The 26,206-nt window shown below is 61.1% G+C and carries 22 protein-coding genes, 3 pseudogenes and 1 other annotated feature; of the genes and pseudogenes, 15 read left to right on the top strand and 10 right to left on the bottom strand.

Annotated elements, in window-relative coordinates; all coding sequences use genetic code 11:
• Positions 1–47: 47 nt before the first annotated feature.
• From IVB45_RS04665 to IVB45_RS04685, 5 genes are read right to left on the bottom strand one after another with little or no spacing between them, the layout of a single operon-like run.
• Positions 48–2,177 (bottom strand): DEAD/DEAH box helicase family protein, encoded by a 2,130-nt coding sequence (locus IVB45_RS04665; RefSeq protein ID WP_247356722.1) that lies wholly within the window; start codon positions 2,175–2,177, stop codon positions 48–50.
• A gap of 4 nt (positions 2,178–2,181) precedes the next feature.
• On the bottom strand, positions 2,182–2,661 hold the full coding sequence (locus IVB45_RS04670; RefSeq protein ID WP_247356720.1) for a hypothetical protein: 480 nt from the start codon (positions 2,659–2,661) through the stop codon (positions 2,182–2,184).
• A complete protein-coding gene (locus tag IVB45_RS04675) occupies positions 2,658–4,673 on the bottom strand; it encodes an AAA family ATPase (RefSeq protein WP_247356719.1) in 2,016 nt (671 codons plus the stop codon). Before IVB45_RS04675 ends, IVB45_RS04670 begins: the two co-directional genes overlap by 4 nt.
• Complete coding sequence (locus IVB45_RS04680; protein ID WP_247356718.1) at positions 4,670–4,831, bottom strand: hypothetical protein; 162 nt, start codon at positions 4,829–4,831, stop codon at positions 4,670–4,672. Before IVB45_RS04680 ends, IVB45_RS04675 begins: the two co-directional genes overlap by 4 nt.
• Positions 4,828–7,566 (bottom strand): ATP-binding domain-containing protein, encoded by a 2,739-nt coding sequence (locus tag IVB45_RS04685; protein WP_247356717.1) that lies wholly within the window; start codon positions 7,564–7,566, stop codon positions 4,828–4,830. The genes IVB45_RS04680 and IVB45_RS04685 overlap by 4 nt, the downstream gene beginning before the upstream one ends.
• 340 nt (positions 7,567–7,906) lie before the next feature.
• On the opposite strand from IVB45_RS04685, the gene IVB45_RS04690 reads away from it, so the two are divergent.
• From IVB45_RS04690 to IVB45_RS04700, 3 genes and pseudogenes are all read left to right on the top strand, one after another.
• Complete coding sequence (locus IVB45_RS04690) at positions 7,907–8,272, top strand: hypothetical protein (RefSeq protein WP_247356716.1); 366 nt, start codon at positions 7,907–7,909, stop codon at positions 8,270–8,272.
• Between the two features lie 58 nt (positions 8,273–8,330).
• Positions 8,331–9,217, top strand: a pseudogene (locus IVB45_RS04695) (strawberry notch-like NTP hydrolase domain-containing protein); the annotation flags it as partial.
• Positions 9,181–10,089: a DUF2493 domain-containing protein gene (locus IVB45_RS04700; protein ID WP_247356751.1), complete on the top strand. Its 909-nt coding sequence runs from the start codon at positions 9,181–9,183 to the stop codon at positions 10,087–10,089. The pseudogene IVB45_RS04695 and the gene IVB45_RS04700, both read left to right, overlap by 37 nt.
• A 112-nt stretch (positions 10,090–10,201) precedes the next feature.
• Here IVB45_RS04700 and IVB45_RS39010 read toward each other — a convergent pair whose 3' ends face one another.
• The 3 genes from IVB45_RS39010 to IVB45_RS04715 form a co-directional block, all read right to left on the bottom strand.
• Positions 10,202–10,507 carry a hypothetical protein gene (locus IVB45_RS39010; protein ID WP_346015290.1) on the bottom strand — a complete coding sequence of 102 codons (306 nt, stop codon included), beginning with the start codon at positions 10,505–10,507 and terminating at the stop codon, positions 10,202–10,204.
• Between the two features lie 852 nt (positions 10,508–11,359).
• Positions 11,360–12,007, bottom strand: coding sequence for a group II intron maturase-specific domain-containing protein (locus tag IVB45_RS04710; protein ID WP_247356715.1), 648 nt, complete (start codon positions 12,005–12,007; stop codon positions 11,360–11,362).
• Entirely contained in the window at positions 12,001–12,885 is an 885-nt protein-coding gene (locus IVB45_RS04715) for a reverse transcriptase domain-containing protein (RefSeq protein WP_247356714.1), read from the bottom strand. The genes IVB45_RS04710 and IVB45_RS04715 overlap by 7 nt, the downstream gene beginning before the upstream one ends.
• 625 nt (positions 12,886–13,510) lie before the next feature.
• Here IVB45_RS04715 and IVB45_RS04720 point away from each other — a divergent pair.
• Both IVB45_RS04720 and IVB45_RS04725 read left to right on the top strand, forming a co-directional pair.
• The gene (locus tag IVB45_RS04720; RefSeq protein ID WP_247356713.1) at positions 13,511–13,831 is read left to right on the top strand and encodes a DUF736 domain-containing protein; all 321 of its coding nucleotides are present in this window, start codon (positions 13,511–13,513) and stop codon (positions 13,829–13,831) included.
• Between the two features lie 347 nt (positions 13,832–14,178).
• Positions 14,179–15,410, top strand: a protein-coding gene (locus IVB45_RS04725) for an IS3 family transposase (protein WP_247356712.1) whose coding sequence is annotated in 2 segments (ribosomal slippage) — positions 14,179–14,470 and positions 14,470–15,410 — 1,233 coding nt in all. Because the reading frame shifts where the segments join, the coding sequence is not laid out codon by codon here.
• Positions 14,463–14,579: a sequence feature (AL1L pseudoknot), on the top strand. It overlaps the preceding gene by 117 nt.
• A gap of 775 nt (positions 15,411–16,185) precedes the next feature.
• Here the strand turns inward: IVB45_RS04725 and IVB45_RS04730 are convergent.
• Entirely contained in the window at positions 16,186–16,437 is a 252-nt protein-coding gene (locus IVB45_RS04730; protein WP_247356711.1) for a helix-turn-helix transcriptional regulator, read from the bottom strand.
• A 162-nt stretch (positions 16,438–16,599) separates the two neighbouring features.
• Here IVB45_RS04730 and IVB45_RS04735 point away from each other — a divergent pair, with 162 nt between their 5' ends.
• The 5 genes and pseudogenes from IVB45_RS04735 (at position 16,600) to IVB45_RS04755 (ending at position 19,120) form a co-directional block, all read left to right on the top strand.
• A complete protein-coding gene (locus IVB45_RS04735; protein WP_247356709.1) occupies positions 16,600–16,878 on the top strand; it encodes a DUF2285 domain-containing protein in 279 nt (92 codons plus the stop codon).
• A 222-nt stretch (positions 16,879–17,100) separates the two neighbouring features.
• Positions 17,101–17,232 (top strand): DUF6499 domain-containing protein, encoded by a 132-nt coding sequence (locus tag IVB45_RS04740; RefSeq protein ID WP_247356750.1) that lies wholly within the window; start codon positions 17,101–17,103, stop codon positions 17,230–17,232.
• A 49-nt stretch (positions 17,233–17,281) separates the two neighbouring features.
• Positions 17,282–17,812 carry a DUF2285 domain-containing protein gene (locus IVB45_RS04745; protein WP_247356708.1) on the top strand — a complete coding sequence of 177 codons (531 nt, stop codon included), beginning with the start codon at positions 17,282–17,284 and terminating at the stop codon, positions 17,810–17,812.
• 123 nt (positions 17,813–17,935) lie between these two features.
• Positions 17,936–18,214 (top strand): helix-turn-helix domain-containing protein, encoded by a 279-nt coding sequence (locus IVB45_RS04750; RefSeq protein WP_247356706.1) that lies wholly within the window; start codon positions 17,936–17,938, stop codon positions 18,212–18,214.
• A 3-nt stretch (positions 18,215–18,217) separates the two neighbouring features.
• Positions 18,218–19,120 (top strand): annotated as a pseudogene (locus IVB45_RS04755) (replication initiator protein A).
• Positions 19,121–19,707: 587 nt separating this feature from the next.
• Here IVB45_RS04755 and IVB45_RS04760 read toward each other — a convergent pair.
• Positions 19,708–20,793, bottom strand: a complete 1,086-nt coding sequence (locus IVB45_RS04760) for an IS110 family transposase (RefSeq protein WP_247356748.1) — start codon at positions 20,791–20,793, stop codon at positions 19,708–19,710.
• A 287-nt stretch (positions 20,794–21,080) separates the two neighbouring features.
• On the opposite strand from IVB45_RS04760, the gene IVB45_RS04765 reads away from it, so the two are divergent.
• From IVB45_RS04765 to IVB45_RS04785, 5 genes and pseudogenes are all read left to right on the top strand, one after another.
• Positions 21,081–21,545, top strand: coding sequence for a DUF2840 domain-containing protein (locus tag IVB45_RS04765; RefSeq protein ID WP_247356704.1), 465 nt, complete (start codon positions 21,081–21,083; stop codon positions 21,543–21,545).
• A 26-nt stretch (positions 21,546–21,571) separates the two neighbouring features.
• Positions 21,572–22,051, top strand: coding sequence for a S26 family signal peptidase (locus IVB45_RS04770; RefSeq protein WP_247356746.1), 480 nt, complete (start codon positions 21,572–21,574; stop codon positions 22,049–22,051).
• Between the two features lie 305 nt (positions 22,052–22,356).
• On the top strand, positions 22,357–22,950 hold the full coding sequence (locus IVB45_RS04775) for a lytic transglycosylase domain-containing protein (RefSeq protein ID WP_247356702.1): 594 nt from the start codon (positions 22,357–22,359) through the stop codon (positions 22,948–22,950).
• Between the two features lie 193 nt (positions 22,951–23,143).
• Positions 23,144–24,232 (top strand): IS110 family transposase, encoded by a 1,089-nt coding sequence (locus IVB45_RS04780; protein ID WP_247357292.1) that lies wholly within the window; start codon positions 23,144–23,146, stop codon positions 24,230–24,232.
• A 500-nt stretch (positions 24,233–24,732) separates the two neighbouring features.
• Positions 24,733–25,822: pseudogene (locus tag IVB45_RS04785) on the top strand (IS110 family transposase).
• Positions 25,823–26,206 lie beyond the last annotated feature (384 nt).

The following is a 26,206-nucleotide window of genomic DNA, read 5'->3' on the forward strand; positions in this document are numbered from 1 at the left end:
TGTGTGAGTGGACCTCGGGTGCCAGCCGCCTGAATTTAGGAAATAACTTATATAAGGCAGTGTGTTAGGTCATTTTCAACAAGAAGGGGCATCAGGGTTTCAATCACGTCGCCGCTGTTTCGTGCCAAGCGTGCGAATTCGGCAACACGCTTCAACTCTTCCTCCAATAGCGCCCGTTCCACATCGCTCTTCTCGACCAGGCCATCCGGAATTCTGACCATCAGATCGACGATTTCGGCGAAGTGTTTGCCTGGCGAGCGCCGGAGTATCCGTCCCCGTCGCTGGATGAATTGGCGCGGGTTTCGACTGCTGGCTAGTATGAACGCCTTTTGGCACGCGGGAACGTCGATACCTTCGTCCAAGCAACGGATGGCGACCATCGCTTCGAGGTCCCCGAGACGGAAGCCGTCCAAGATTAGTCGACGCTCGTACGTCGCTTCCCGCGCCGTGAATCGCGAAGCCCGCCATCCGAGGTCGTGTAGTCTCTGGGACACCGCTTCGACCTGCCTTTGCGGCGCCGAATTGTCGTCGGAGTCGGTGCTTGCGTCGCTGCAATAGAACAGCGTGTGGGCGGTGGGCTCTTGTCCCCGTAACAGCCGGTCGAGGACATTCATCTTGTTGGAGGCACCTCCGAGCACTCGCGCTCGCTCGAACAAGAGGCGGTCGAGTTCCGGATTTCCTTCGCCGAGTCGCGCCGGAGATCGACCGATTAGACGGCCGATGCGCTCGCTCAACTCCAGATATCGGTCGGTTTCGTCCTCCGTGAGGTCGACCAACTCAACCTGATATCGATAAGGGGTGAGAACGCCGTCCTCGAGAGCCTGACGGAGGTCATAGGTATCGACGACGCGTCCGTAAAAGCGGTTCAATCGAAGGTTTGCTTCGGAGTTCAAATAATGATTGGGCGTCGCCGAAAGCCCCAGTCTGAGCTGTGCCTGGTCGGGAAGCGAAGCCGCATTAGTTACCGAGCCATGATGGTGGCATTCGTCGCCAACCCACAACATTCGATCGCCGGGGATATTCTTCAGTAGGTGCTGAAAGACCTCTCCGGTAAGCGTCTTGTTCACGACAACCAAACAGATGAATGGCGCTGCCCCCTGTTCGAAGAGGTGTAGCGCCTGGGCTACGTCGTCGCGCCAACGGGCGGTACCGCCATAGCATGCGAAGGCCTGGATAGAGAAAATGCGAAGATTCTCGACCCACTGATCCGCCAGGCTCTGGTAGGGGACGGCGACGATCAGGCACAGGCGGTTCGTTTGCTTGAAAAATTGCACGGCTGCGTAGATCGCCGTAACCGTCTTTCCCGCACCCGTCGCCAGGGCCAGGATGCCTTGGCAGTCCGATGCCCGCCACGCTTCCAGAGCCCGCCTTTGATGCGGCATGATGGCGAAGGGGCGGCCGCCCAAGGTCTTGGGCAGTGAGGGCTGTGAACGCGCCGGCGAAGGCATATATCGTTGAAGCGCCTCTTCCCATAACGCGCGCTCGGTATCGGTATCGGCAACACGCGACCGCTTTGCGATGCGTATGAAACGTTCGCGAACGGCGTCAGGAAAGTCGATGACAACCGTTCCGGGGCTTCGATTTTTCCAGAGCCTTTCGAACCCCGCAACGTGCGGCTCGAAATGTGCGGCGAGTTCCTGTCGCCAAGTCGGAAAAACGTTCATCGTCTCGAAATTAAAGTCGGGCAGGAGAGCATAGACTGTCTCGTTTGCCGATCCCTGAAAGACAACGCCGTCGCCGTTGGCATCCCTCATGATGCCAACCTTTGCGTGGTACATCCCCCTGCGCTTCAATGCGACTTTGATGTCGAGGTGACCGCTGGCAACAAGCCAGCTCAACAGCTCGATTCTGGTCTGAAAAAGATCGTCATCGACATTGTCGAGAACCCGCAGCAGTTGCCTGCCGATCTTCTCGCTGAGGATCCGGGTGTCGTATCCGCTTTGGATTGCGGCCACGTCCTCCTCGTCCAATTCGCCGCCCACCACTAGCCGCATTCTACCGTTGCCGGCGACGAATGCTGATATTCCCTGCGCCGCAAACGACAACATGCTGCCGGAGAAGAATCCGACCGCCCTGTCGTATTGAACGCTCTGGGAGAGCGCCGGGATGTAGAAGTCTCGCAGAAGATCGTCTCTGTCGGATTGGTAAACCGCCTTGAGATTGAGGTCCTTCAACATGCGACTAGAAGACGACCCGGTTGATAACGTCTGCCGCCGGCGGTTCCGCCTTGAGAAGCCCCGCCCTGTGCAGTCCGCTCAGAATGGCCCTGTCGCCGTTCTCGTCCGCGGGATCATCGTTCAGCCATTCCTTTAGAATCTCCAATCCGCCGGCCACGTAACGCTCGAATTTCGACACCAGCCGATCCGAGTTGGCTTCGTCGTTTTTCAGGATGTTCCTGTCGCGCGTCGCCGCCAATCCCACGAGATAGAGCATGTCCAACGCCTGGTCGTTTCTCTCGAAGATGCGGGCGTCCACGAGCAGTTCGGTCGGTCCGTCCAGCACGACCTTTCTGTCTCGTTCGAATCCGAGCAGTGCTGCGAAGCAGGCCAGCTCTCGAAACGTTCCGAAAATCGAGTTTCCCGTGTGCGGGTGCGTTGCCCTCGCAAGGAGTTCGCAAATCTCTGCGTGCCGGGCAAGTCGTCGAATGTTCTGCATCTTCAAGCGACCTCTTCCACACGCGTGAGATTTCTCTCCTGATTGAACAGCGACTGGTTGTAGTTGCGCCCGTTCAAGGCGATGGGGTCGTTGCTCTTTCCCTCGCGCGCCCGCCTGTTTTCGGAAATCAGCACGTATTCCTTGCCGACCCGGGCCTTCAACGCGTCGTACACTCCCGCGGACATGTGCGCGCTGGACAGCAGTAGGATAACTTGTCCCGCCATCTCGGGAATGAATTCCGCCGTCGCCTCCCTGTAGGACTGGTCCAGATGGCCGATCGGTGCGTCAAGGACCAGCGGGGCCACGGTACCCGGCGAAAGAAGTTCGTCCGTATTTCCCACGCGTTCCTTCGAGAACCGCACAAGCGCGGCGGTAAAGGCAAGGCTCATGAGCTGGTTTTCGCCTCCGCTCTTGGGGACTGGACCATCGATGTCGGAGTGGGTCAAAGCCATCGAAAAATCGTCGTCGAACTTGAACTGGTAGTCGCGTCGCGCGGTGCGTTCGAGGATGTCGTTGATTTCGCCTTCGATCGCGCTTCTGGCCCGGCTCTCGTACCGCTCCAGGCGGCTCTTCAGAAGGATCGCAGCGTCCAATGCGAGTTGCCGCTTCCTCATGATCGTGCGCGTGCGTTCGTTCTTCGCTCCCTTCACCTTGATTTCCTGGGCCAAGCTGTCAATGCGCGATGCCGCATTCCTGATCGTTGCCTCAAGATCGCCGATTCTCTGGTGTCGTTGACCCAGGTTTTTCTCGATCTCCCCTCTCGCTCTTTCTCGTTCCCGGACCCCGTGAAGATCGAGGCCTTCGAGCTTCTTGCTGACCTCACCCAATTCGGCAGCGACCCCGCGCCGCTCTTCGAGAAGCTGACCCAACCGTTCCTGTGTCGATGACAGCTGGTTCGGCGCATTTCGAGCCAACTCCTGAAAGGTATGAAGCCTGATGCGGACCCGTGCCAGACGGCTTTCCGCCTCGGTATTGCCCGCCGTCTTCAGGAGGGTGGCCACAGCGTTCCACTCCGACGTCGTCGGTTTCAGGTCTCGACAGCAGATGCAATTCTCCCGGTGAAGAAGGCTCTGGATGAAATCTTCACGATAAGGGCTCGGAAGCCGTCCTTCAACCGCCTCCGAATCGACGAAGCTCGCAGTTTCAAGCAGCGCCTTCTTGCTCAGAACGGCGATCGCTTTCTCGCCGATCCAACGGACGAGCTCGGCCTGTCTCTCGCGGACGTCGCGTTCGATCTGCTCCTCGCGCGTTTTCAGGCCGTCGCGGAGTTCTTGGACCTCGCTCGCTCCGGCGGTCAATCGGAGAGCTTCGTCGATCAGGGATTTCTGTTCGCTCAGTTGCTCGACGCTTTTCTTCTGATCGGCGAGGTCGGCTTCGTCGCGCGCCACCTGATCCTCAAGTTCAGTCAGTTTGTCGCGAAGGGATTTGAGTTCGTCGTCGCCGCCTCCGTCACCGGTCTGTTTCGTGTACTGACCGGCGACGGCCTTGAGGTCCTTCATCCCTTCCTCGGCGAGGTCGCAGCCGAGCATACTTCGGACAGCAGCCCCGGCGGTTTGATTCTTTTCGGCTGCAAAGGTCTCGGCGTGCTCGCCGTCGAAGAAGAAGTATCGCGCCATCGCCTTCGGAATAACAGAATTCACGAACGTCTCGGGAGCTCTGATCGGAACGTGCGACCCCCGGTCGATACGATAAAGAAGAAAGGACGTCTTGGCGGATCCGATCGAAAAGGTGCGGGACGCCCTGTAGATTTCGCCGTTGAACTCGAATTCGACCTCGACCTTGGCTTCTCGGATTCCTTCCTTCTCCGCCTCGAAGTTTACTATCCGGTTTTTCTGCTCGAACCTTGGCGTTACGTCGTCGAACATCGCCCAATATACCGCGTTCAGGATAGTAGTCTTACCGAGACCGTTCTCGCCATGAATAAGGGTCACATTCCGGTCGTCCTCGCACGCCAGCGCCAGCTTGGTGGTGCCGTAGAACTGGCGGAAATTGTACAGATCAATCTGGCGGATTTTCACGGTTTTGCCTTTGTCAGTTTCTCGATGACTTCCCTGATTTCGTCTCTGCGCTCCTGCTGTACGTTGCGGAGTTCGTTCGCGTTCCGCCGCTCGATCAGAATGACCTCGCGTAGCAGCGTCTCCACAGTTGCGTCGACCGGCTCGCCGTTATCCTTCATGATTTCCCTCTTGCATTTTGGCGCGTCGAACCGGCTGCCGTCGTCCAGCGCTCGACGAAGGTGGACCGCATGTCTGCAAGGATCGGAGGCAACCGGTCCTCGATCGTCAAACCGAGAAAAAGTGCGGCTCTGGTCGCGCCGACGTAAAGGTACTTAGCGAAGATATCGGGCTCGCGCTTGGCCAACCTGTCCAATCCCACGAAGAACACCGCTTCGAATTCCAGTCCCTTGATATGCTGGACGTCGAAGACGCGGACCTGATTGTCCCGCCCGATGGCCAGGCCGCCTTGGCAGGCCACGGCGTTCAAATTCAAGTTCCTCTGCGACAGCACGGTGTCCAGAGACTTTGCAAGCGGAGAAACGCGGTCTTCCACGTCGACAAGCACGGCGACCGAGGGGATTCCGCCGCTTATGTTCTCGATTTCCTCGATCCGGCGCACGATCCAGGCTGCGATGTCGGCGTCCGTCCTTAGACCGATGCCTAGAGCCGGCGGAACACCCTCGTTGTCTACATGCTCGGGAAGGCTCGGCGGAGCGCTATCCCGATACTCGCTGCTTATGAGTTTATGGGCGAACTCGTTCAGCTGCCGGCTGTGACGGTATGTGATGTTTATGCCTCGAACATCGAGGCCGTCCAAGAGGACTAGATCTTCCAGCGAGCGGCTACCCCAGGCGGTAATCCGCTGGTGAAAATCGCCGCACGCCGTGAAGGACCGTGCGGCAGGATCGCCGAGCGCCGCCATGCATGCCAGTTGGATCGGCGAAAAATCCGTCGCTTCGTCGACGGCGATCTGCGTCCGGTACAGATCGGCCACGTTTTTTAGCGAGGCGTAGCTTGCGTCGGCAATGCTTGCGGCAAAACGCCGGTCTGCAAGGAGCGTGGCCGTGCTTCTCAGCCTGGCAAGAAGTATCACGTCGATCTCCAAGGGGTGCGCCTCCGAACCGACGAAGCCGGAGGCCGAGTACCATTTGCCTTCGGCTTGTCGCTGGCGCCGGAATTGCCTGTACCTCTGCGGGATTCCGACCATGTAACGGCGGAGCGGATTTGATAATCGCGTGACGGCCGACGAAGCGCGAAGGGCCCGCCCGAGAATCGAAAGTTCGCTTTCGGACGGAATTCGTCCGCCGAGCCATGCGAGGATCTTGCCGGTCCTGGAACGTGGTGCGACCTTTCGTCCGGACACGTGGGCGCGCGCGAGTGCACCTACCGTCTCGACGTATACGAGGAAGGCTGCCTCCCGGGTATCTTGTGAAACGATCCTGTCTTCCTCGTCGTCCACCACAGCATCATCGGGCTCCTCGGCGTCGTCTTCCAGGCTGGCTACGAAATCCGCAAGCGCCGTTAGGAGGCCGCGGTCCTTAGCTAGCTGCTTCGCGAAGGCTTCGCGCGCGCGTCTTTCGGAGCCCTGACGCAGATCGAGGCTAGCCTTGGAAAGCTCGGCTGCCGTTTCCATGATGTCGGCAAGCGACAGCGGTCCCTTTGCATCGGCACCTTTCAGCAATCCTTCCAGGCGAAGCCCCATGGTACGCAATTCACCCGCTTCGGCCTCCAGAAGCAGTTTTGCATTCGCCCCTAGGTCGCTCCAGAACGCTTCGTTCTGCCAGATTTCGAAATCGACATACCAGGCGGTTTGACGTTTCAGTGTCGCGTTCTGGAGCGAAGATACGGTTTCCTTCATGACGAGGCCGCCCCGACGCGCGGCGGTTCTGAGGATGCCGAGCTTTTTGCGGGCGATGTCTTGGCGAAAGCTTGTCCATGTTTCAATGCGGAGATCCGACGCCGGCACCTCCTCCCTGGCGAAATTCTCCTTAACGTATTGAGCGAGAAGGTCGGTCGGCGCAAACATCAGCCAGCTGTTTCCGAGACCGGCCATTCCGGCGGCAGTCCGCGAAATGACACTCTTTTCGGTGTCGGTAAGATGCGTGACGTCGAGCTTTAGGCCAAGGCGTTTGATGAGCGTCGTCGTCTTTCCCGTGCCGGGCGGGCCGAGGATCAGCAGCCGGGTGGAAAGAGGCAGGCGGAATATTTCGTCTTGGAATTCGTCGAGTGCGCCCGCCTCGCGCAAGCCCATCTTGGCGAGGACGGAGCGTCGGAAGCCCTCGACTACGTTTTCGGCTTCCTTCGCCTCGGCAAGCAGTTCGTCGAGGAGATCCATTTCCATGGAAGCCGCCCGCGGAAGCAGGTGCCGCAGCGACACGATGGTCTTCGGAAAGTGCCCGATATGCTCGAACTTCGAATTCTTCGAGTCCCAACCTTCCGGATCCAGGGAAGGCTGCAGGAGAGTCTTTTCCAGGATTTCGAGCAGTTGCTCGCCTTTGGGTGTCGGCTTTGCGTACTTCGCCCCTACGGGAAGGGAAGCCAGACGCCCCAATGACGCACGGTAATTGGCGACCCGGATATTCGGCTCTTGACCGCTGTCCGGGGTCGCCCGCGCGATGTAATAGACAATCGGCTTGCCGTCCTCCATGACGACGATCCTGGCGATTGCAGGCTCACTTGAGAGGATCGCGAGCCGCCTTCGCTTCTCGGTTCCGATGTCCGAGAGTTTGTCCAGGGTTTTGGTGCCGGTGAACGTGTTGACCGCGGCAAGGGAAGCCGGTCCTGGCGCGCTTTCGTGCATCTCGGACCGAGCGGCGTCCGCCGTCTTTTTGAAAAACGAGAGCGTTTGGTCCGCCAGGCTTCCCAAATCGGCCGTCGTTGGTCCGCGCGAGCGCGACTTTCCTTCAGAGTTCATTTCCCCCAGCCCGGTGTTGACCCGGTCCACAGCACGCGGCGGGCTTTATTGGCGGAGCATGCGAGGCAACCACGCGTCGGCAAATCGGCGTATACACGCCGGCCGGAACGCTACCCCTTCCACCCCTAGTTTAGAACTCCGATTGTTATCACATCACAATACGCGAGTCTTGGCAGGGTTCGTCGTCCTTAGCAGAAAGGGTTAGAGCCAAAATGGGGCAAAAGCTGCAAGGGTATGGAAATCGGGCAGAATCAGCCTTCATGACCGACTTATGGACAGTCTGCTCGACGAAGCCCTGCACGGATGATCGTCACGGACGGCCGCGAAATGGCCCCGGGGCATGGTCAAAATCCTTGCTTGTCACCCGTCGAATGACCTTAATCTCAATACTTTTTTCATCACAAATGTCGCCCGCGGCAACAACCTCGAAGACTGCCTGAAAGTCCTGAAACTCGTGGGGATGGTGGCTGTAGTCTTTCGCGACGGCGACGGCGACGATGAAAGGATCCGTACCGGTTCGGTGTTCTTCCAATTCGTGTGCGTTTTGGAACCAGACTTGTTGAAAAACTTCCTTGCTGTTCTGTTTGGTGTAGCGACCCTTTGTCCATGTGACCGGCGCAATGGCGACGGCTTTGCCGTGGCTCCGTACCTCGGCCTTCCAGCTGGTGCGACTAGTGTATTGAGATCAAAACCACCGACCGAATGAGCCATCTAGTCCGCTCCTGCTACGTTAGGCATAGCACATCTTGCGGCAGGGCGGTGAGGTAACGCGCTTCGACGCCGCCCAGATCGATGATCACCTCGATGCGGCTATTGTGCCGAGCGTCGTCTTGATGAACCCGCCGTTCTCCGCATTGGCGAATGTCGATCGACGGATGGCGGACGTGGCTTTCCGGCACAGCCCGCGGCAGACCCGAGGATCTTTCCGGCCTCGGCCGGCATGGCGGCCGATGTCGCTACCTTGCTCGGCTGGGTGACCCGGCATGTGCCTCCGAGGCTGCCTGTTGCCGCGCCGGTCGTGATCGACGGCACCAGGCGCCCTACGAGGTTACGATCGCTCGGCGCCTCTGCGCTACGTCCATCGTCTACTCCGGGCGGCGTCGCGCCGGAAGGCGTGGAGCTTACGTATGAGACCATCGAGTGGTCGCCGCCGGAAGGTGCCCGGCTCACCGAGGCGCTGTATGAGCAATACGCACTGCAGGGCGATCCGTATTCTGGACGTGCATGCGCATCCGACCAAACTCGTGCAGTCCGCCGCAATGGCCTCGGTCGCGCCGCCGTAGCCATCTTACCGGCCACATCTGCCGGCCGATGTCGTGGCGGATGGCATCCTGTTCGACGCCCAGCTTGAGAGTGTCATCTATGCCGGAGAGGCGCACTCCGAATGTCTTGCGGGCTCTTGGACGGTCGATGCGACCTTTGATGTTGTGGCCGCCGCGCTCGACGACGCAGAAAAAGCTGTCCGCTTCCGTCGCGGCTGGTTCCTGGGCGACGGCACCGGCGCGGGCAAGGGTCGGCAGGTCGCAGGCATCCTCCTCGACAACTGGCTCAAGGGCCGGCGCCGCGCGCTCGGATCAGCAAATCCGACAAGCTGATCGAGGACGCGCAGCGCGACTGGTCCGTACTCGGCATGGAGCGGCTGCTCGTGACCACGCCCTCACCGAACTACAGCTCTTCGGCTATCGTCCCTTCGACCACCAGCCCGATCCAAGACCGCTCCCCGAGGGCAAGATGATCGCCGGCTCTGTGGCCGATACCTTTGACGCCCTGGTTGCGACCATGAGCGACACGCGGCTTGAACCGGACCTTGACGATCTGCTTTGGTCGACAGTCAACCTGTTCCATCGTGCCGTCGACCGCATCGAACGCCAGCTCGACGAAAACGAGCAGGCGCAGCACAAGAGCCAGCGCGAGCAGAATGGCTCGGAAGTGCGATCGGTCGAACTCGAGCGCCTCACGGTTGAAGGCATCACGCTGATCGAGCGCCGTAACTGCCTGGAACTGTTCCGGGATCAGGCCATCGCGCAATTTGAGGTCCACACCGGCTCAGCCTGGCGTCCTCGATCGGGATCATTGGTCAATCACCGGACGCTAACCGCAGCGATGATCGACTCCCGCGACTTCATCGCAGCAAAACGCCGCGCTGAGACCGAGGTCATGTTGCCGCCGGGGCGGAAAATCGCACTCACCGGCGGGCTCGACTTCAATGACCACCACTTGATCTGGGATCGCCTTGACAAGGTTCATGCCAAGCACTCCGACATGGTCCTGCTCCACGGCGGCTCGCCGAAAGGCGCCGAACTGTTCGCCTCGAAATGGGCGACCAGCCGCAAGATGGCGCAGATCGCCTTCAAGCCAGACTGGACCAAGCACGCCAAGGCGGCACCGTTCAAGCGCAACGATGCGCTGCTCGAGCTTCTGCCGATCGGCGTCATGCATTTCCCGGGCACGGGAGTCCAGGACAACCTCGCCGACAATGCGAAGCGGCTCGGCATCCCGGTCTGGAAGTTCGGCGGCGCATGAACGCCGTCGCCTCGAAGGCGCCAAGGCGGAGTTGCACGCCGCAACTTCGTCTCGTTTCGATTTTACGTCCGAAACCGCGCCGCGGTGGTGGTGGAAGGCGCGACTGGTACATCTATGCACATGGAGCCACCACCATGCTCGCCCGTGGGCTTGTTCTCAACACACTCGGCATTGGCTTGTTCTGCTGGGCGATCTTTGTGCTCGCTGTGTATGCCCTGCCGTTCTTCATTGCACTCACGTCGGGATGATGGCTTTTCGAGATGGCGCCGGTGTCGTCGGCGCACTGCTGGTCGGATTGGCCTCCGGCGCACTGACGCTTGCTGTCGGTCAGGTCGCCGTCGCGGTCAGTCGGGTCCGGATCTTGCGCATCGCGATCGAAGCCGCATTCGCCGTCCCTGCGGCTGTCGCTGGCTATCATGTGATATTCGCCCTGTCGCACATCGAGGTACCTTCGCTGGCTTGGCGCGAGGCCTTCGCTTGTGTAGGAGCGGTTTGCATCGGCGGCACGGCATGGGCGCGTTTGACCGTTTTCGGAAAGACCCGGCCGTCGGTGCCGGCCGGGGCGGTGGAGAATATGCCTCGACCAGTTCTTACGGCCGCCACGCACGAGCGATGAAGCTTCGTCGCCATCATCGGTCTCGAGAAAGGTTGCACAGGGCGCCACGTTAAAGGAGGGATCATCGAGCTTGGGGAAGAGGTAACCGCGCTTTTAGTCCCCCCGATCTCCGCCTGGTCCACATTGCTGCGGCGGAGCGGCGCGCCGCGCTCGATCATTCCTTCCGGGACTATACCGCCCTTTGCGGCAGATTGTTTCTCTTTCTGCGCCGAACGGTACCAACCTCTTGCGCAGCACAATCGAGATTCGCCAAGTCTTCCTCTTAAGATTGCGGTTCAGCACGCGACGAACGTGGCCTCTTTGATGGCTTGATCTGGCCGAAGACCGGCTGCGCCTCGATCATCTGAGCCGCAACGCCGTTGATGCGACTTTCTTCCCCTGGGCTTACGCCCATTCCTCGCGAAGCAAGAAAGTCGCAACGACGGCGTCCTCCGCTGCGCTCCAGCCCGCAAGCGGGTGCGTCGCCGATCGTCCTCGGCCTCTAGATCGCCATCGAGGCCGCGGTGGTCGCGGGCTCGAAACACAACAGGTAGAGTAGGGGCACAGCGCCTGTCCGTCTTGCGACGGATGGTTTCTGCGCCCCTCTCGCCGAACCGGGCGTGCAAGTTTCCAAGCAACCGGCTCTCCATGCGCCGCTTACGCCGCGTGTGATCCTCACTCGTCCATGAGGGTGTTGAACGACGCCCAGAAGCGATCGGCTCCTTTGCGGAACTTCTCGCCAGGATCGTTCCATCCGTTCGGTATGCGTATGCCCCGGTGCGGGAAGTGGAGTGATCCGCCTTCCCGGAAGAACCGCAGCGATTTCGGTCCGTCGACCCATCGCCAGCGGCTGTCGGGCGCTGTTGCCTGGAAGCGGCGACGCAGCTCTTGCCACGTCGTCTTAGGATGCTTCCTGTGCAGCCATCGCCCGATGCGCTCCCACAGCCACCAATCCAGACTGGCGAAGTCCCGCGTGGCCCACGTGGCGTAGCGGTAGTAGTTTCGCCATCCGGTGATGACCGGGTTGAGATCGTCGATGAGATCGGCAAGGGCTTGGCTTGTCGGCGTCGCCTTCACCCTGACCTTGATCTTGTGGCGCAGGTCTTTCAGCTTGCTCTTCGGAATGAAGAGATTACCGACCATACGTCCGGTGCGGCGTGCCTTGGTCTGCACCACCCGATAGCCGAGGAAGTCGAAGCCTTCCTCGACGCCGGTGATCCTGGTCTTTTCCATCGACAGTTCCATGCGCATTTCCGTTTTGAGGAACTGCGCCAACGCAAACTTTTCGGCTTCTGCTTCCTCGCGGGTCCCGTCCGTCAGCACGACGAAGTCGTCGGCGTAACGTACGGCGTAGAATGTAGGCCTGTTTCTCCGGCGATCGTAAAGCCGCCGGTCGGCTGCATTCTGCGGTCTTCGCGAGGGCGCATCGACCACCGTCCGTATCTCTCGTCGATGGCCGCCAGATAGACGTTGGCCAGCAACGGCGAGATGATGCCGCCCTGCGGGGTGCCCGTAACAGGGTGGCGGACGGTGCCCTCGATCATGACACCGGCTTTTAGGAAGGCGAGCACGAGCCTAAGGACCTTGCGATCCCCGATGCGTCGGCGCGCACGCTCCATCAGCACATGATGATCGACGGCATCGAAGCAGCCCTTGATGTCACCCTCGATCACGAAGCGGTACTCGGAAGTGCCGCTGGGTGTGGGGTGAAGTCGTCGCTGGATTTTCGCCAGCGCATCATGGGTGCTACGGCCGGGCCGGAAGCCATAGGAGGTCGGATAGAAGTCCGCCTCGAAGATCGGCTCCAGCACGAGCTTCAAAGCCATTTGCACCAGTCGGTCTTTGAGCGTCGGAATGCCGAGCGGACGCACCTTGCCGGGCTTACCCGGTTTGGGGATTAGCCTTTGCGGGACAGGCTCGGGCCGATAGGTGCCGCTGCGTAGTTCACCGCGGATATCCTCGATGAACCGTACGGCGCCGCCCAGCCGCTCTTCGACCGTCTTCCGCGTGACGCCATCGGTACCCGGTGTGCGGCTGCCTTTGTTACGGGTCAGCCGACGCCAGCTTTCCAAGAGCGTCCTGCGGTCGCATACGATGTTGAACAGATCCGCGAACACCTTTTCGGCATTCGCGATACTCCACCTGTGAAGCTTGCGCTGCATGTCGAGGACGAACGCGGTATTCACCGCGCCGGGCCTCATCGGCCCGCCTCCTGCCGGCTTGCTTCACCCACTGTCTCCCTTCGCCATGTGGACGGCTTTCCCGCCCTCCGACTACTACGAAGACTCCGTCCCCTGCCGCGCCGATCATCGGTCGCCTCGATCATCTCGCGCCATCCGGCGCGAGAGAACACGGCAACGTTCCCAAGTTCACCTGATGTCCCTTCACCTGCCTTAGGGACCGACTCTACCCCGTGAGGATTCCGGCCAACGGTCACCGCAAGCTGGGCCGCTGGCTGACGTGCGCGATCACGCACGTCCCTGATCCCCGTCCACTCAGCGGGGATCGGCACTCCTCCGGTCTTTCGACCGATCCGCCCACTTCCGGTTCGGCGGATTCCATGTTGCAACGAGGCTTCAAACATCGGTTCGATAACTATTTCCGTAGCAGGTACGCTCGCCGGACCAGCCTCGGACGGAAGTCCCGGGTCGTCCGACTTTGACGGGTTCTGCTCATTTATGGCTCGCCGGAGGCACCCGGCTTACCTCACCCGTCTGCTTCAACCCCCGTGCTTGCGGCACGTGGGCTGCGGAGTCCCCCACCCCGCAGGGGCAACAAGCGCGCGTGACGGACTCCACCCGTCACTCTTGGTGCACGAGAAGTGACATGGCTAACATCGGTTCTTTCAAGAAGGTCGGCAACGATTTCCAGGGCGAGATCGTCACCCTGAGCCTGCAAGCCAAGGGCGTCCGTATCGTCGCGGAAACCAACCGCTCCAGCGACAACGCGCCAAGCCACCGCATCTACGTGGGCCGGGCGGAGATCGGGGCAGCCTGGTCGAAGTGCTCCGAGGAGGGCCGCGACTACCTGTCGCTCAAGCTCGACGATCCCTCATTCAACGCACCGATCTACGCGAACCTGTTCGATGACGAAGGCGGGGAGGGGTACACCCTGCTCTGGTCGCGGCCGCGCAAGAACGGCGAGTGAGACTCGCTCTAAAGCCCCGCCCGAGTTGATCGGGCGGGTTCCTTTTGGAGCCTAAAGTCGAAAGACAGCGCTGCCGCTGTATAGGCGCAGTCGATTTCGTGATTTCGCGTTCTAGAGCTCGCAGTGCACTATCGATTTGGGTGATCATAAAGTCGCTCTTACGCAAGCAGTGCTATTTCTTCTTGGAACGTGGCTCGCCGGCTTGCGACCCTTACCCGAAGTCCTTCGGTGACGTCGCTCCTCTAGCTAGCTGAACAGACTCTTCAGCATGAGTGAACACACAGCGTGTCGGCCAGCTGAACCGCCCCGGGTTTGCCGGAGGCTCCAACTCCTGAGAGGATGGAGCCATGACAAGCAAGACCACGAACAAGTTTTCGCCTGAAGTCCGCGACCGTGCGGTTCGGATGGTTCTGGATCACGCCGGCGAGCACCCGTCGCGCTGGGCGGCAGTGACCTCGATTGCGGCCAAGATCGGCTGCACACCGCAGACGCTGCATGACTGGGTCAAGAAGGCCGAGATCGACAGCGGGCAACGGGCCGGTGTCCCGATTGAGATGGCCGAGAAGCTGAAGGCCCTGGAACGGGAGAACCGTGAGCTGCGGCAGGCCAACGAGATCCTGCGCAAGGCAAGCGCTTATTTTGCGATGGCGGAGCTCGACCGCCGGTCCAAGCCATGATCGCCTTTATCGACGATCATCGTGGGGCGCATGGGGTCGAGCCGATCTGCAAGGTGTTGCCGATCGCCCCCTCGACCTACCATGCCCATGTGGCCAAGCGGCGCGATCCCGCCAAGCTGTCGGCGCGAGCCCGGCAGGACGCCGCGCTGAAGATCGAGGTTCGGCGCGTCTTCGATGAGAACTTCTCCGTCTACGGCGCGCGCAAGGTGTGGCGGCAGCTCAAGCGAGAAGGCTTCGATGTTGCTCGTTGCACGGTGTCGCGGTTGATGCAGGACATGGGTTTGCAGGGGGTTATCCGCGGCAAACCGGTTAAGACCACGATCAGCGACAAGGCCGCGCCATGCCCGCTGGATCACGTCAACCGCCAGTTCAGGGCGCCAAGGCCGAACGTCCTTTGGCTCTCCGACTTCACCTATGTCGCGACCTGGAGCGGATTCGTCTACGTCGCCTTCGTCATCGACGCCTATGCCCGCAGGATCGTGGGCTGGCGGGCCTCGCGCACGGCGCACGCCAGCTTCGTGCTCGATGCGCTGGAGCAGGCCCTGCACGATCGCCGACCGGTCCACCGCGGCGGGCTCGTGCATCATAGCGATAGGGGTAGCCAATACGTCTCTATCAAGTACACCGAGCGCTTGGCTGAAGCTGGCGTCGAGCCTTCCGTTGGTAGTGTCGGAGATTCCTATGACAACGCTCTCGCCGAAACCATCAACGGCCTTTACAAGGCGGAGGTGATCCATCGGCGCGGACCATGGCGCAGCTTCGAGGCCGTCGAGTTCGCGACCCTGGAATGGGTGGACTGGTTCAACAACCGAAGGCTCCTCGAGCCCATCGGCAACATCCCGCTGGCCGAAGCCGAGCAACGCTACTACGCCATGATGGAACACCTCGCCATGGCGGCATAACTTAAACCAAGTGGCCTCCGGCAAACCCGGGGCGGTTCAAGCCAGTCGACAAACATCAATTCTCCGGTTGTCAGATTGCCTCTGGAGGCCACCATATATGAGTGGTCACGCCGACACTGTAGGCACGTTGCTCTTGGCGCACCGAGGCCTTGCCGATGCTGGTGTCAGTCGTGCGGAGTGCGTCTGCCTCGCCGCTGCGCAACCGTCTGCTGATCTTGCATTGGGCAGCAACAGACAGGCACCCAATGGTTGCTGTGCTGTAGTGCGCATTCAGGGAGCGCAACATCACCTTTGGTTCAAAAAGGCGCGGCGGCCAGCGTCCCGACGCCACAAGTCTGCAATCGTATATTTGCATTAGATTTGCGTCCCTGTGCCAAGATGGACAATGTGGCAGGGACGGAGAATGTGACGGCGGTCCGGCAACTTGCCTCTGACATTGAGCGATGAAGTTCGTGCCGAACTGAAGTCGCTGACGATGCGGCGGAAGACGGCGCTGGTGCTGGCGCTGCGCCGCGGATCGTGCTGACCTGCGCTGAAGGTGGTCAGAACAAGGAACTGGCCGCCAGCTCGGTCTTGACGGGCCGCCGGTAGGCGGCGGCGTTTTTGTGGAGCGGCGCGTGGACGGCTGCACGACGAGCCGCGCTCCGGGCACCGCGTACGGCTGAGGATGCCCGCATCGAAGCCGGTGCGAAGGCTACACCCTAGGCGGAGCTTCGTGTCGGAGCCACGCAGCAACTGCCGAGCAACTGGAAACGAGCGTCTGGCCGAAATCCTCTCATTTTTGCTTCGGCGTCTTGGTTCGCTCTTTGCAGAATTCCTCATCAGGCAACACGAGATCGACGTGGCTAACGCCTAATGTGCTCGCGAGTTCGAACAGCGTCACTACCGTGGGATTGCGCCGACCACGCTCTAAATCGCTGATGTATTGCTGAGTAAAGCCGGACGCCTCGGAGAACTTCTCCTGCGTGAACCCTTTTTGCTTCCGGAACTTAGCGAAATTCCGCCCCACCAACTTGCGCATGTCCATCTGCGCAAGTTGCGTGTTTACATACTAGGGGGTTTATCTCCTATAGTATGTATTCCCAAGTGTGACCGCCTTGGGAGCGAGGCCAGCGGACTTTCAGCTAACGGCCGCTGGAGCGTACCGTGGCTGCGGTCACTCTCTTATGTTTTTCTTGCGAGATTCTTGATGCAAACACCGCCGCTTGACCCGGATGTCGCGGATTTGGCGCCCCATGATGCGGTGCTCACCTCCTATGACGAGAAGCATCTGGTGACCTACTGGCGCCTGCTCGATGCCGACGCCGATGGCGCGGACTGGAAAGAAGTTGCCCTGATCGTCTTGCATATCGATCCGGAACGCGAACCGGCGCGAGCCCGCAATGCATTTGACAGCCATCTAGCGCGAGCAAAATGGATTGCGGACCACGGCTACCGCGACTTGCTTCGCGGCGGCGCCAATAAATAGCAAAAATTCTATCGTCTCGACTTCCAAATCGAGAACAGATTTCTCTCGCTGAAAGCGTGATCGCCTGCGCGCATCGCGCAATGCACATTTGGTGACTTCCCTGACAACCCACGGCTTTATAGACATTTCGCGGCAATCGATTTACGGCAGGGGATCAGAGTAATGTCTGAGTTCGACTGGCGCTCACCCGAGGGGTATCGGCACGCCATGAAGTCGGCGGAGATGCCGGACTTCGCCTGGGAGTCACTCCGACGCAGTTCCAACTATCGAGCTTCCTTTCGGAAAGCTCGCTCGAAAGGCGGGCAGGTGAGCTCCGAATTCCGGAGGAGATGGGGCCTCTGCTTTCGCTCATGACCCGCAGCTGTCCTTTTGCGAACAGACGATCTTCTGGGCGCCCGAGACGTTGCCCACCGTCGTCTCAGTCGTGCGTAGCGCGTCAGCATCACGAGCGATCGCTCTTGAGCTACCGCTTGCCGACCTTGGATCGGCAAGCATCAGACAGGCATCTGACGGCTGGCATGCCGTGTTGCGGATTCAGGGCGCGCAACATCATCTGTGGCTGAAAGAGGCGCCGCAGCCGGGTGTCTCTTATGCGGCTGAACTGCCGCTCGACCACGACTACGAGATCCGCGTCCACGCTTCACGTCGGTTGTGGCGCGCTATCACCGGCCGCGCCCCAGGACCCCCGTTCTATCAGCTTTCGGCGCAGCGACGCGAACGATTGGCCTTGGCGCTACGCGCGCTCGACGGGCACTTGGATGGCGCTACTTATCGCGTCATTGCCGAAGTGCTGTTCGGCCGAAAACGCATCCCTGAACGCGCCTGGAAAACGCATGAGCTGCGCAGCCGGACCATCCGCCTGGTGCAGGCCGGCTTGGCTCTGATGCGCGGCGGCTATCGCGCATTGCTGCATCGCTCATCCCGCAGGGAGTAGAGCAGGGGTGCCGAAAACCATCGGTCCATCTTCGGCATCCCCCCGAGCACTCCTACTCCGTCATGGTGACCGTCGACGCGCGACCGAACCCGGTCGCGCTCCAGACGACCACGGAGCCTCGCAATGCCCGATCCGAACGCCGGTTTGCCGCCGCGATATCTGCGCACGCCCGAGGCGGCGCGCTTTCTCGGACTATCAGGCCGCACCCTCGAAAAGCACCGCACCTACGGCACAGGCCCGACCTACCGGAAGCTGGGCGGCCGCGTTGTGTATGCGCTCGAAGACCTGACGGCGTGGGTTAACCGCGGCGCCAAAACCTCCACCAGCGATCCTGGCTCAGGCACAGTCCTGCCCGCGAAACGGCGCACACCGATTCCGTATGCGGGCAAGGAGCGGCGCTGACCCATGCCGGACAGCAACTCAACTGCAGTCGGCACGCGGCAGTCAGAGCGCGACCAACTCGATCTGTTTCGCGCGCTTCCTGGCGATTCTCGCTGCACGGGACGCGCAAGACTTGATGGCGTATCCGTTCTTTTCGCTAGCAAAGTCGAAGCGGATCGTTCCGATCGACTTCCGCGCAGGCAGCATCGCCATCCGTGTCGAAGCGGTGCCGGAACATGGCCTGGCCACGATCTGGGACGCGGACGTTCTGATCTGGGCTGCCTCACAGATTGTCCAGGCCCGTGATGCCGGGTTGAAAACCTCGCGCCTGATGTCCACCACCCCCTACAAGATCCTGACATTCGTCCGCCGCGGCACCAGCGAAGCGACTACGACCGCCTCAAGGCTGCGCTCGACCGATTGCAATCAACCAGCGTCATGACCTCAATCCGGCAACCGACAGAACGGTCGCGCCATCGCTTCTCCTGGATAAACGAATGGAAACACACAAGCGATGTGCACGGGCGTGCCCGTGGGATTGAGCTGATCTTACCCGACTGGTTCTATACGGGCGTTCTAAACGAATCGCTCGTTCTGACCATCGACCGCGCGTATTTCGATCTGACCGTTGGACTGGAACGTTGGCTCTATCGCCTCGTCCGCAAGCACGGCGGTCATCAGCATGGCGCTTGGAGCTTCGCGTTCGTGCACTTGCACGCCAAGTCCGGAACCCTCTCGCCGCTGAAGCACTTCGCCTACGACTTGCGCCAGATCGTGCATCATCAGACCTTGCCGGGCTATCGGCTGGCTATCACACACGACCTGAATGGCGAAGAACGATTGAATTTCGCACCCGTCCCGATTGACCCGCCTACGCAGCGATTGCGAAAGCGTCGCCTTATCAGCTCTGTGGGGGATAAGCTGTGAATACGGTCGTGTTATCAAGGACTGGAACACTCGTGCAATCGGGGACCCGATCGGCGTGCTACCGAGGACCGAAATCACACCTAAAGCACTGCAACGCCAATCTTTCCAGCTCTCTTAACTTTACTAACATACTGACACTAACTTCTTGTTGTGAATCAGTACGTTGTGAACAACTCGGCCGCGCGTGCAACGAGGATGCCTCAGGCACCCACACTGTCACGCGCAAAGCTTCGCTGCAATACGATTGTTGTCGCCAATGCACGCGCGGCAACGCGATCGCGCGCAAATCTTCGCGATCGTTGGCGTCGACATCATTGCCTGGTGCGCGTCACGTCCTTTTGCAGCCACTCGCTCGTCGAGGAGAACTCGCTAACATCCGTGGTTGGCACGATGGCCACCACAAGCCGGAATCTGAGGAAAGGGCGGTCAGGCTAACCAGCGCCGTGCGTGATGGCTTCAAACGTCGTCATGAAGCCGCCGGCAAGAAAAGTTGCGATCTCGCCCAGATCCCCGTCTCCTCGGGAGACGCTGCTCCGCCGTGGCGGAAGGAAAAGGCGCGCGTGGAAGCGGCCGGGTCGCGGAGGCCCTTACATGGCCGCAGCGACCCGGCCGCGCTTGCCGCCGGCGCCAAACCGGAACGTGGTGCCATCGATCCAGATCTTGTGCAGCAGCACGGCGAGCGCGCGCGCCACCGCCGTCGCCGCGCGCTTCAGACCCTTCTTCCTGGCCAGCCGCAGGCCCCACAGCCGCAGCTTAAAATTCTTCGGAATGCGCGTGAGGATCGCGATCGCCGCCTCGTACAACATTGCCCGTGTCAGCTCATCACCGCATTTGGAGATGCTGCCAATGCGATCGGTCTGCCCGGATTGGTAGCGCCGCGGCGTCAAGCCAAAATGCGCACCAACATTGGTCGACTTCCTGAATCGCGCCGGATCGTCGACGGTGGCGCGGAATGTCAGCGCCACGAGCGCGCCGATGCCCGGCACCGTCGTCATCCGCCGCACCACCTCGTCACCACGTGCTGCCGCCAGCACCAGGCGGTGCAGTTTTGCCAACTGCAGCCGCATCGCGTTGCGGGCGTCCAGCAGCGGCGTGACGATGGCTTCCAATTCCTTCTTCCCGGCCAGGAGATCGCGCACCCGCGCATCAAAACGGCCGACCGAGATCTCGCCGACCTTGAGGCCGAACGGGCGCAACAGGCCGCGGATCATGTTCTCCATGTCCAGCACCTTGCCGAGCATCGCCTTGCGCCCGACCAGCAGCGCCCGCAGCGTTTGCGCGCCTTCCGACTTGACGTGCACCGCGCGGAACCAGCCGGCCCGCATCATCTGCGCAATGCCTTTGGCGTCGTTCCGATCGGTCTTGTTCAGCATGGCGTTCAGCGCTGCCTTGGCATGGCGGGTTTCGATGCAGATCACGGGCAGGCCCTTTTCGGCAAGCGCCGTGAACAGCCAGGCACTGTACGAGAACGCCTCCAGCCCGACGCGCTTGAGCTGGATTCCCCATTCCGCCAGGAACAGCTCGATCGCGTCCGGATCGGTGTCGAGTTTCGCCTCCCGGACCACCTTGCCGTCGCCGTCCACCACGCAAACATTCGTTGCCTGCAGCGACACGTCGAGCCCTGCATGAAATTCCGTCGTTTCGTCTCTAGCATTCTCCGCCGGAACGGGCAGTCCGTTCCGTTCCCGGATTGTCGCCAAGCAACGTCTGCGCAATCTGGCCGGCGAAGGGACACAAGCCACTACCTCGGAAAACCTGCAATGCTTTCGATTCCTTCTAACGAATTGGAGCCTCGCCGATGTCGTCCCTTGCAGCAGGATTGCTGCAACCCTTCGGCGACCAGGATCCATCGCAGCGTCATTACAGCCGTCCTGCCGACGCAAAGGCTTCTCCCACGATGCGGCGGTGATAGCCATTCTCGGCACGTCCAAGATCCGTCTCAACAATATGGAGCAGTCGGGTGAGCGACCTCACAACTGTTGAGCTCTTGTGGCTCGAGAAGCGCATCGAAAATCGGATCCGGTTCGGTAAACCTGCATCACAGGAGATCGTTGACCATCACCGGCGCATTGTCTCGTTTTTGCCCGGCAGCATCTTCGCGTTTGTGCGCTGGACGTCCAACGACTTCGGAACCATCCTGTCTCGGATCGACATTTTGCGCGCCGTCGCGCCAGGGCAGCGATACTCAACCGTGCCTTGGGTCAGCCCCGGCGGCGAAAGCCTGCTGCGATTAGCTGGTTGGCCAAAGGTCGAACGCGTTCTCCAGTTGATCGACTCCGTAGAGTCACTGGGCATCCATCCCGCCGATGCAGCCCCCGAGTATTGGCACCACGCCCACAACCGTCTTTCCGTCAACGAAAAGCCGCGAGCTTATACCCGTGCACGCCACCAGGCGTGGCTCCATCGGCGCAGGATCGCACTCTGATGAGACGGATGGGGAACATTCTTGCGATGTGTGGGGCGACAATGCTCGGGCTGTGGCCAGTCAACAACACCTCACCATTGTACATCTGGAATGCCTCGGACAGCGTGCCGATCGGCGTCTATCGCTTGCAAGAGGCCGGACCATTGTACGTCACTGAGCTCGTGGCGGTTCGAACGCCAGACCCGCTCGCGACTTTTCTCGATCTCAACGGCTATTTGCCGAGCGGCCTTCCAATGCTCAAGCGTGTGCTGGCGCTGCCCGGCCAAACCGTCTGCAGAACGGGCCTCGCAATCATCGTTGACAGCATACAAATGGGTGAGGCAATCCAGCGCGATCGCCGCGGCCGGCCGTTGCCGGTCTGGCAGGGCTGCCGGGTCATTGCTGAGGGTGAAGTGTTTCTCATGAACTGGCAGTCGGCGGACTCGCTAGACGGCCGATATTTCGGACCCCTGCCGAGATCGGCCGTCATTGGCCGAGCGCTTCCGGTGTGGACCAGAGAGAAGTGACAATGCCAGATCTCCCCTATTGGCCCGTCATTTCTCCATATGGCCGGTCGCAACATCGTTCCTCCGTCTCGGCCAGCTTCTGGAGAATCGGCGCGCATTGCCCCAGGATCAGGCGACCTCAGGGCCGGCTGGGAGAAACGTTATACTTGGCGGCTGTCCGCACAATGCGATGTGGGGCCACGGCTTGCTTTTTGGGAATTCTGATGACATTCGGACCGCCCTCGACTGCCAGAGCGGAGGTCGCATCGCGGGCACCAGCTGCGCACTCCACAACCCTGCTTCGTAGCGTTGCATACGCCGCGTTCGTGACCGAAGCCTCACACCGGTTCGCGATCCCGGAGCGTTGGATCGATGCCGTGATGCAGGTCGAAAGTGGCGGTAATGCGCACGCCATATCGCCTCGAGGAGCGCTCGGGCTGATGCAAATCATGCCCGCGACCTGGGCCGAACTGAGCGCTCGTCACGATCTCGGTATCGATCCGTTTGATCCGCACGACAATATCATAGCTGGGGCAGCGTACATTCGCGAGATGCTCGACCGGTTCGGATCGAGAGGGTTTCTTGCAGCCTACAATGCAGGACCGAAGCGGTATGACGAGCATTTGGCGACAGGTCGATCGCTTCCAGAAGAAACGCAAACCTATGTAGCCAGACTCGCAGCATTGATCGGAATTGAGCAAAGCAACAGCCGTGGTTCGGCCGCCAGACACGTCGTCCTGTGGCAGCAAGCTCCAGTTTTTGTTGAGCGATACGGCGGCTCGTCCACTGCCGATAGCTTTGCATCAAGAGTGCGCACGATGGATTCGTCGAAGGCAGCGCCTAACGCCGTTGCCAGCGCACTCGTACCTCGCGCGACAGGGCCGTTTGTGCATCGATCAGTCAACGTGCACTCTCCATGATCGCAATCGGATTTGGTCGCATGGCCTCGAAGGTTCTCGCATGTTTGAGAATGGCCGGGAGGGAGCGGGGGGGAGCCGCCCGCCGATGGCCGCCCGTAATCGGTCTCCTGCAGAACTTGCGGCGGCGGAGCAGATGGTCTGCGCGATGAATATTGCGCACACTGCACCGGCTCAGCAACGCGGGAGGCGTGTGATGGAATTCTTCTGTGGTTTGGACATCGGCATGGACGAGACGGCGATCTGCGTGGTGGACGCGACCGGCAAGGTGATGCTGGAGACGGCGGTGGTGACCGATCCGGACGCGATCAAGGTGGCGCTGACGCCCTATCTTGGCCGCTTGCGACGCCTTGGTCATGAGGCGGGATCGCTGTCGCCCTGGCTGCATCCGGAGCTGCTCAGGCTGGGCCTGCCGGCGGTCTGCCTGGAGACTTTGCATGTTCGCGCGGCGCTGAAGGCGCAGCGCAACAAGACCGACCGGGCAGATGCGCTCGGGATTGCCCACATCATGCGCACCGGCTGGTTCCGGCGCGCCCATATCAAGAGCGAGGCCTGCTACCGGCTGCGGCTGTTGTTGACGCACCGGCGCAATCTGAAGCGCAAGTTTGTGGACCTCGAGAATGCGATCCGGCACTCGCTGAAAGTGTTTGGCATCCGGCTGAACCGGGTCGGGCGCGGCGGCTTTGCGCAAGTCGTGCGCGAGGCGGTGGCCCACGATGCGCTTGTCAGCGAGCTGATCGACGCCATGCTGAATGCGCGCGCGGCGCTGTGGAAGGAGTACTGCCGGCTGCACGACCTGGTGGTTCGCCTGGTCGCCGGCCATGAGCTGTGCCGGCGCTTCATGCAGATTCCTGGCGTCGGCCCGATCGCGGCGCTGAGCTTTATGACCGCGGTCGACGATCCCTCGCGCTTCAGGCGCTCGCGCGACGTGGCGGCCTATTTTGGCCTGACCTCGCGGCGCTGGCAGTCCGGCTCGTCTATCGACGTCAAGGGCCGGATCAGCAAGGCGGGCGACGGTGACGTGCGGCGGGCGCTGTACGAGGCGGCCAGCGCTTTGCTGACTCGCTACAAGAAAAAAGACAAGGTCAAGGCGTGGGGGCTGGCGCTGGCCAAGCGCTCCTCGCACCGCAAGGCGACGGTGGCGGTAGCGCGCAAGCTCGCTGTGATCATGCATGCGATGTGGACCAGCGGCACGTTCTACTGCGGCGATCCGGACGCCTCGGCGGCGGAGATGCATGCCGAAACAACAGCTAAGCAGCGCAAATTGCTCGGGCCCTACGCATGAGGCGCGTGATCCTGCAACCTGGCAACGACGCGGTGATGGCCGCGACCTGAACACGGAGCTCCGCCGCCGGCGGATGAGGACTGGTGCAGCACCAACACGACGGAACGCACGTTATCTTGCCTGCGACGATGCATCTTCGGATGCCGACCGATCGCGCCGGATTGCCTGTGATGTGGCTCCGTCACACCGATGGAAAGATGCGCCGCGACGGCGTCCGCGCTGCCTTGCTGCAGCGACACTGTGCCGTCGCTGAGCGCGGAAGACTGCACGGCGCATCAGGACTCGCAAGCCTCGCGGCGCATCGTGTCATGGCGTGGATCAGAGAGGCTTGTCGCAAGCGAGAAAGGAAGCGAGAATGGCTGAGGTCAGACAGACGACACGACCGATTAAGACGGCCGCCCGTAATCGGTTCTCCTGCAGAACTTGCGGCGGCGGAGCAGATGGTCTGCGCGATGAATATTGCGCACACTGCACCGGCTCAGCAACGCGGGAGGCGTGTGATGGAATTCTTCTGTGGTTTGGACATCGGCATGGACGAGACGGCGATCTGCGTGGTGGACGCGACCGGCAAGGTGATGCTGGAGACGGCGGTGGTGACCGATCCGGACGCGATCAAGGTGGCGCTGACGCCCTATCTTGGCCGCTTGCGACGCCTTGGTCATGAGGCGGGATCGCTGTCGCCCTGGCTGCATCCGGAGCTGCTCAGGCTGGGCCTGCCGGCGGTCTGCCTGGAGACTTTGCATGTTCGCGCGGCGCTGAAGGCGCAGCGCAACAAGACCGACCGGGCAGATGCGCTCGGGATTGCCCACATCATGCGCACCGGCTGGTTCCGGCGCGCCCATATCAAGAGCGAGGCCTGCTACCGGCTGCGGCTGTTGTTGACGCACCGGCGCAATCTGAAGCGCAAGTTTGTGGACCTCGAGAATGCGATCCGGCACTCGCTGAAAGTGTTTGGCATCCGGCTGAACCGGGTCGGGCGCGGCGGCTTTGCGCAAGTCGTGCGCGAGGCGGTGGCCCACGATGCGCTTGTTCAGCGAGCTGATCGACGCCATGCTGAATGCGCGCGCGGCGCTGTGGAAGGAGTACTGCCGGCTGCACGACCTGGTGGTTCGCCTGGTCGCCGGCCATGAGCTGTGCCGGCGCTTCATGCAGATTCCTGGCGTCGGCCCGATCGCGGCGCTGAGCTTTATGACCGCGGTCGACGATCCCTCGCGCTTCAGGCGCTCGCGCGACGTGGCGGCCTATTTTGGCCTGACCTCGCGGCGCTGGCAGTCCGGCTCGTCTATCGACGTCAAGGGCCGGATCAGCAAGGCGGGCGACGGTGACGTGCGGCGGGCGCTGTACGAGGCGGCCAGCGCTTTGCTGACTCGCTACAAGAAAAAAGACAAGGTCAAGGCGTGGGGGCTGGCGCTGGCCAAGCGCTCCTCGCACCGCAAGGCGACGGTGGCGGTAGCGCGCAAGCTCGCTGTGATCATGCATGCGATGTGGACCAGCGGCACGTTCTACTGCGGCGATCCGGACGCCTCGGCGGCGGAGATGCATGCCGAAACAACAGCTAAGCAGCGCAAATTGCTCGGGCCCTACGCATGAGGCGCGTGATCCTGCAACCTGGCAACGACGCGGTGATGGCCGCGACCTGAACACGGAGCTCCGCCGCCGGCGGATGAGGACTGGTGCAGCACCAACACGACGGAACGCACGTTATCTTGCCTGCGACGATGCATCTTCGGATGCCGACCGATCGCGCCGGATTGCCTGTGATGTGGCTCCGTCACACCGATGGAAAGATGCGCCGCGACGGCGTCCGCGCTGCCTTGCTGCAGCGACACTGTGCCGTCGCTGAGCGCGGAAGACTGCACGGCGCATCAGGACTCGCAAGCCTCGCGGCGCATCGTGTCATGGCGTGGATCAGAGAGGCTTGTCGCAAGCGAGAAAGGAAGCGAGAATGGCTGAGGTCAGACAGACGACACGACC

The organism is Bradyrhizobium sp. 4, assembly GCF_023100905.1.
Classification (GTDB): Bacteria; Pseudomonadota; Alphaproteobacteria; order Rhizobiales; family Xanthobacteraceae; genus Bradyrhizobium.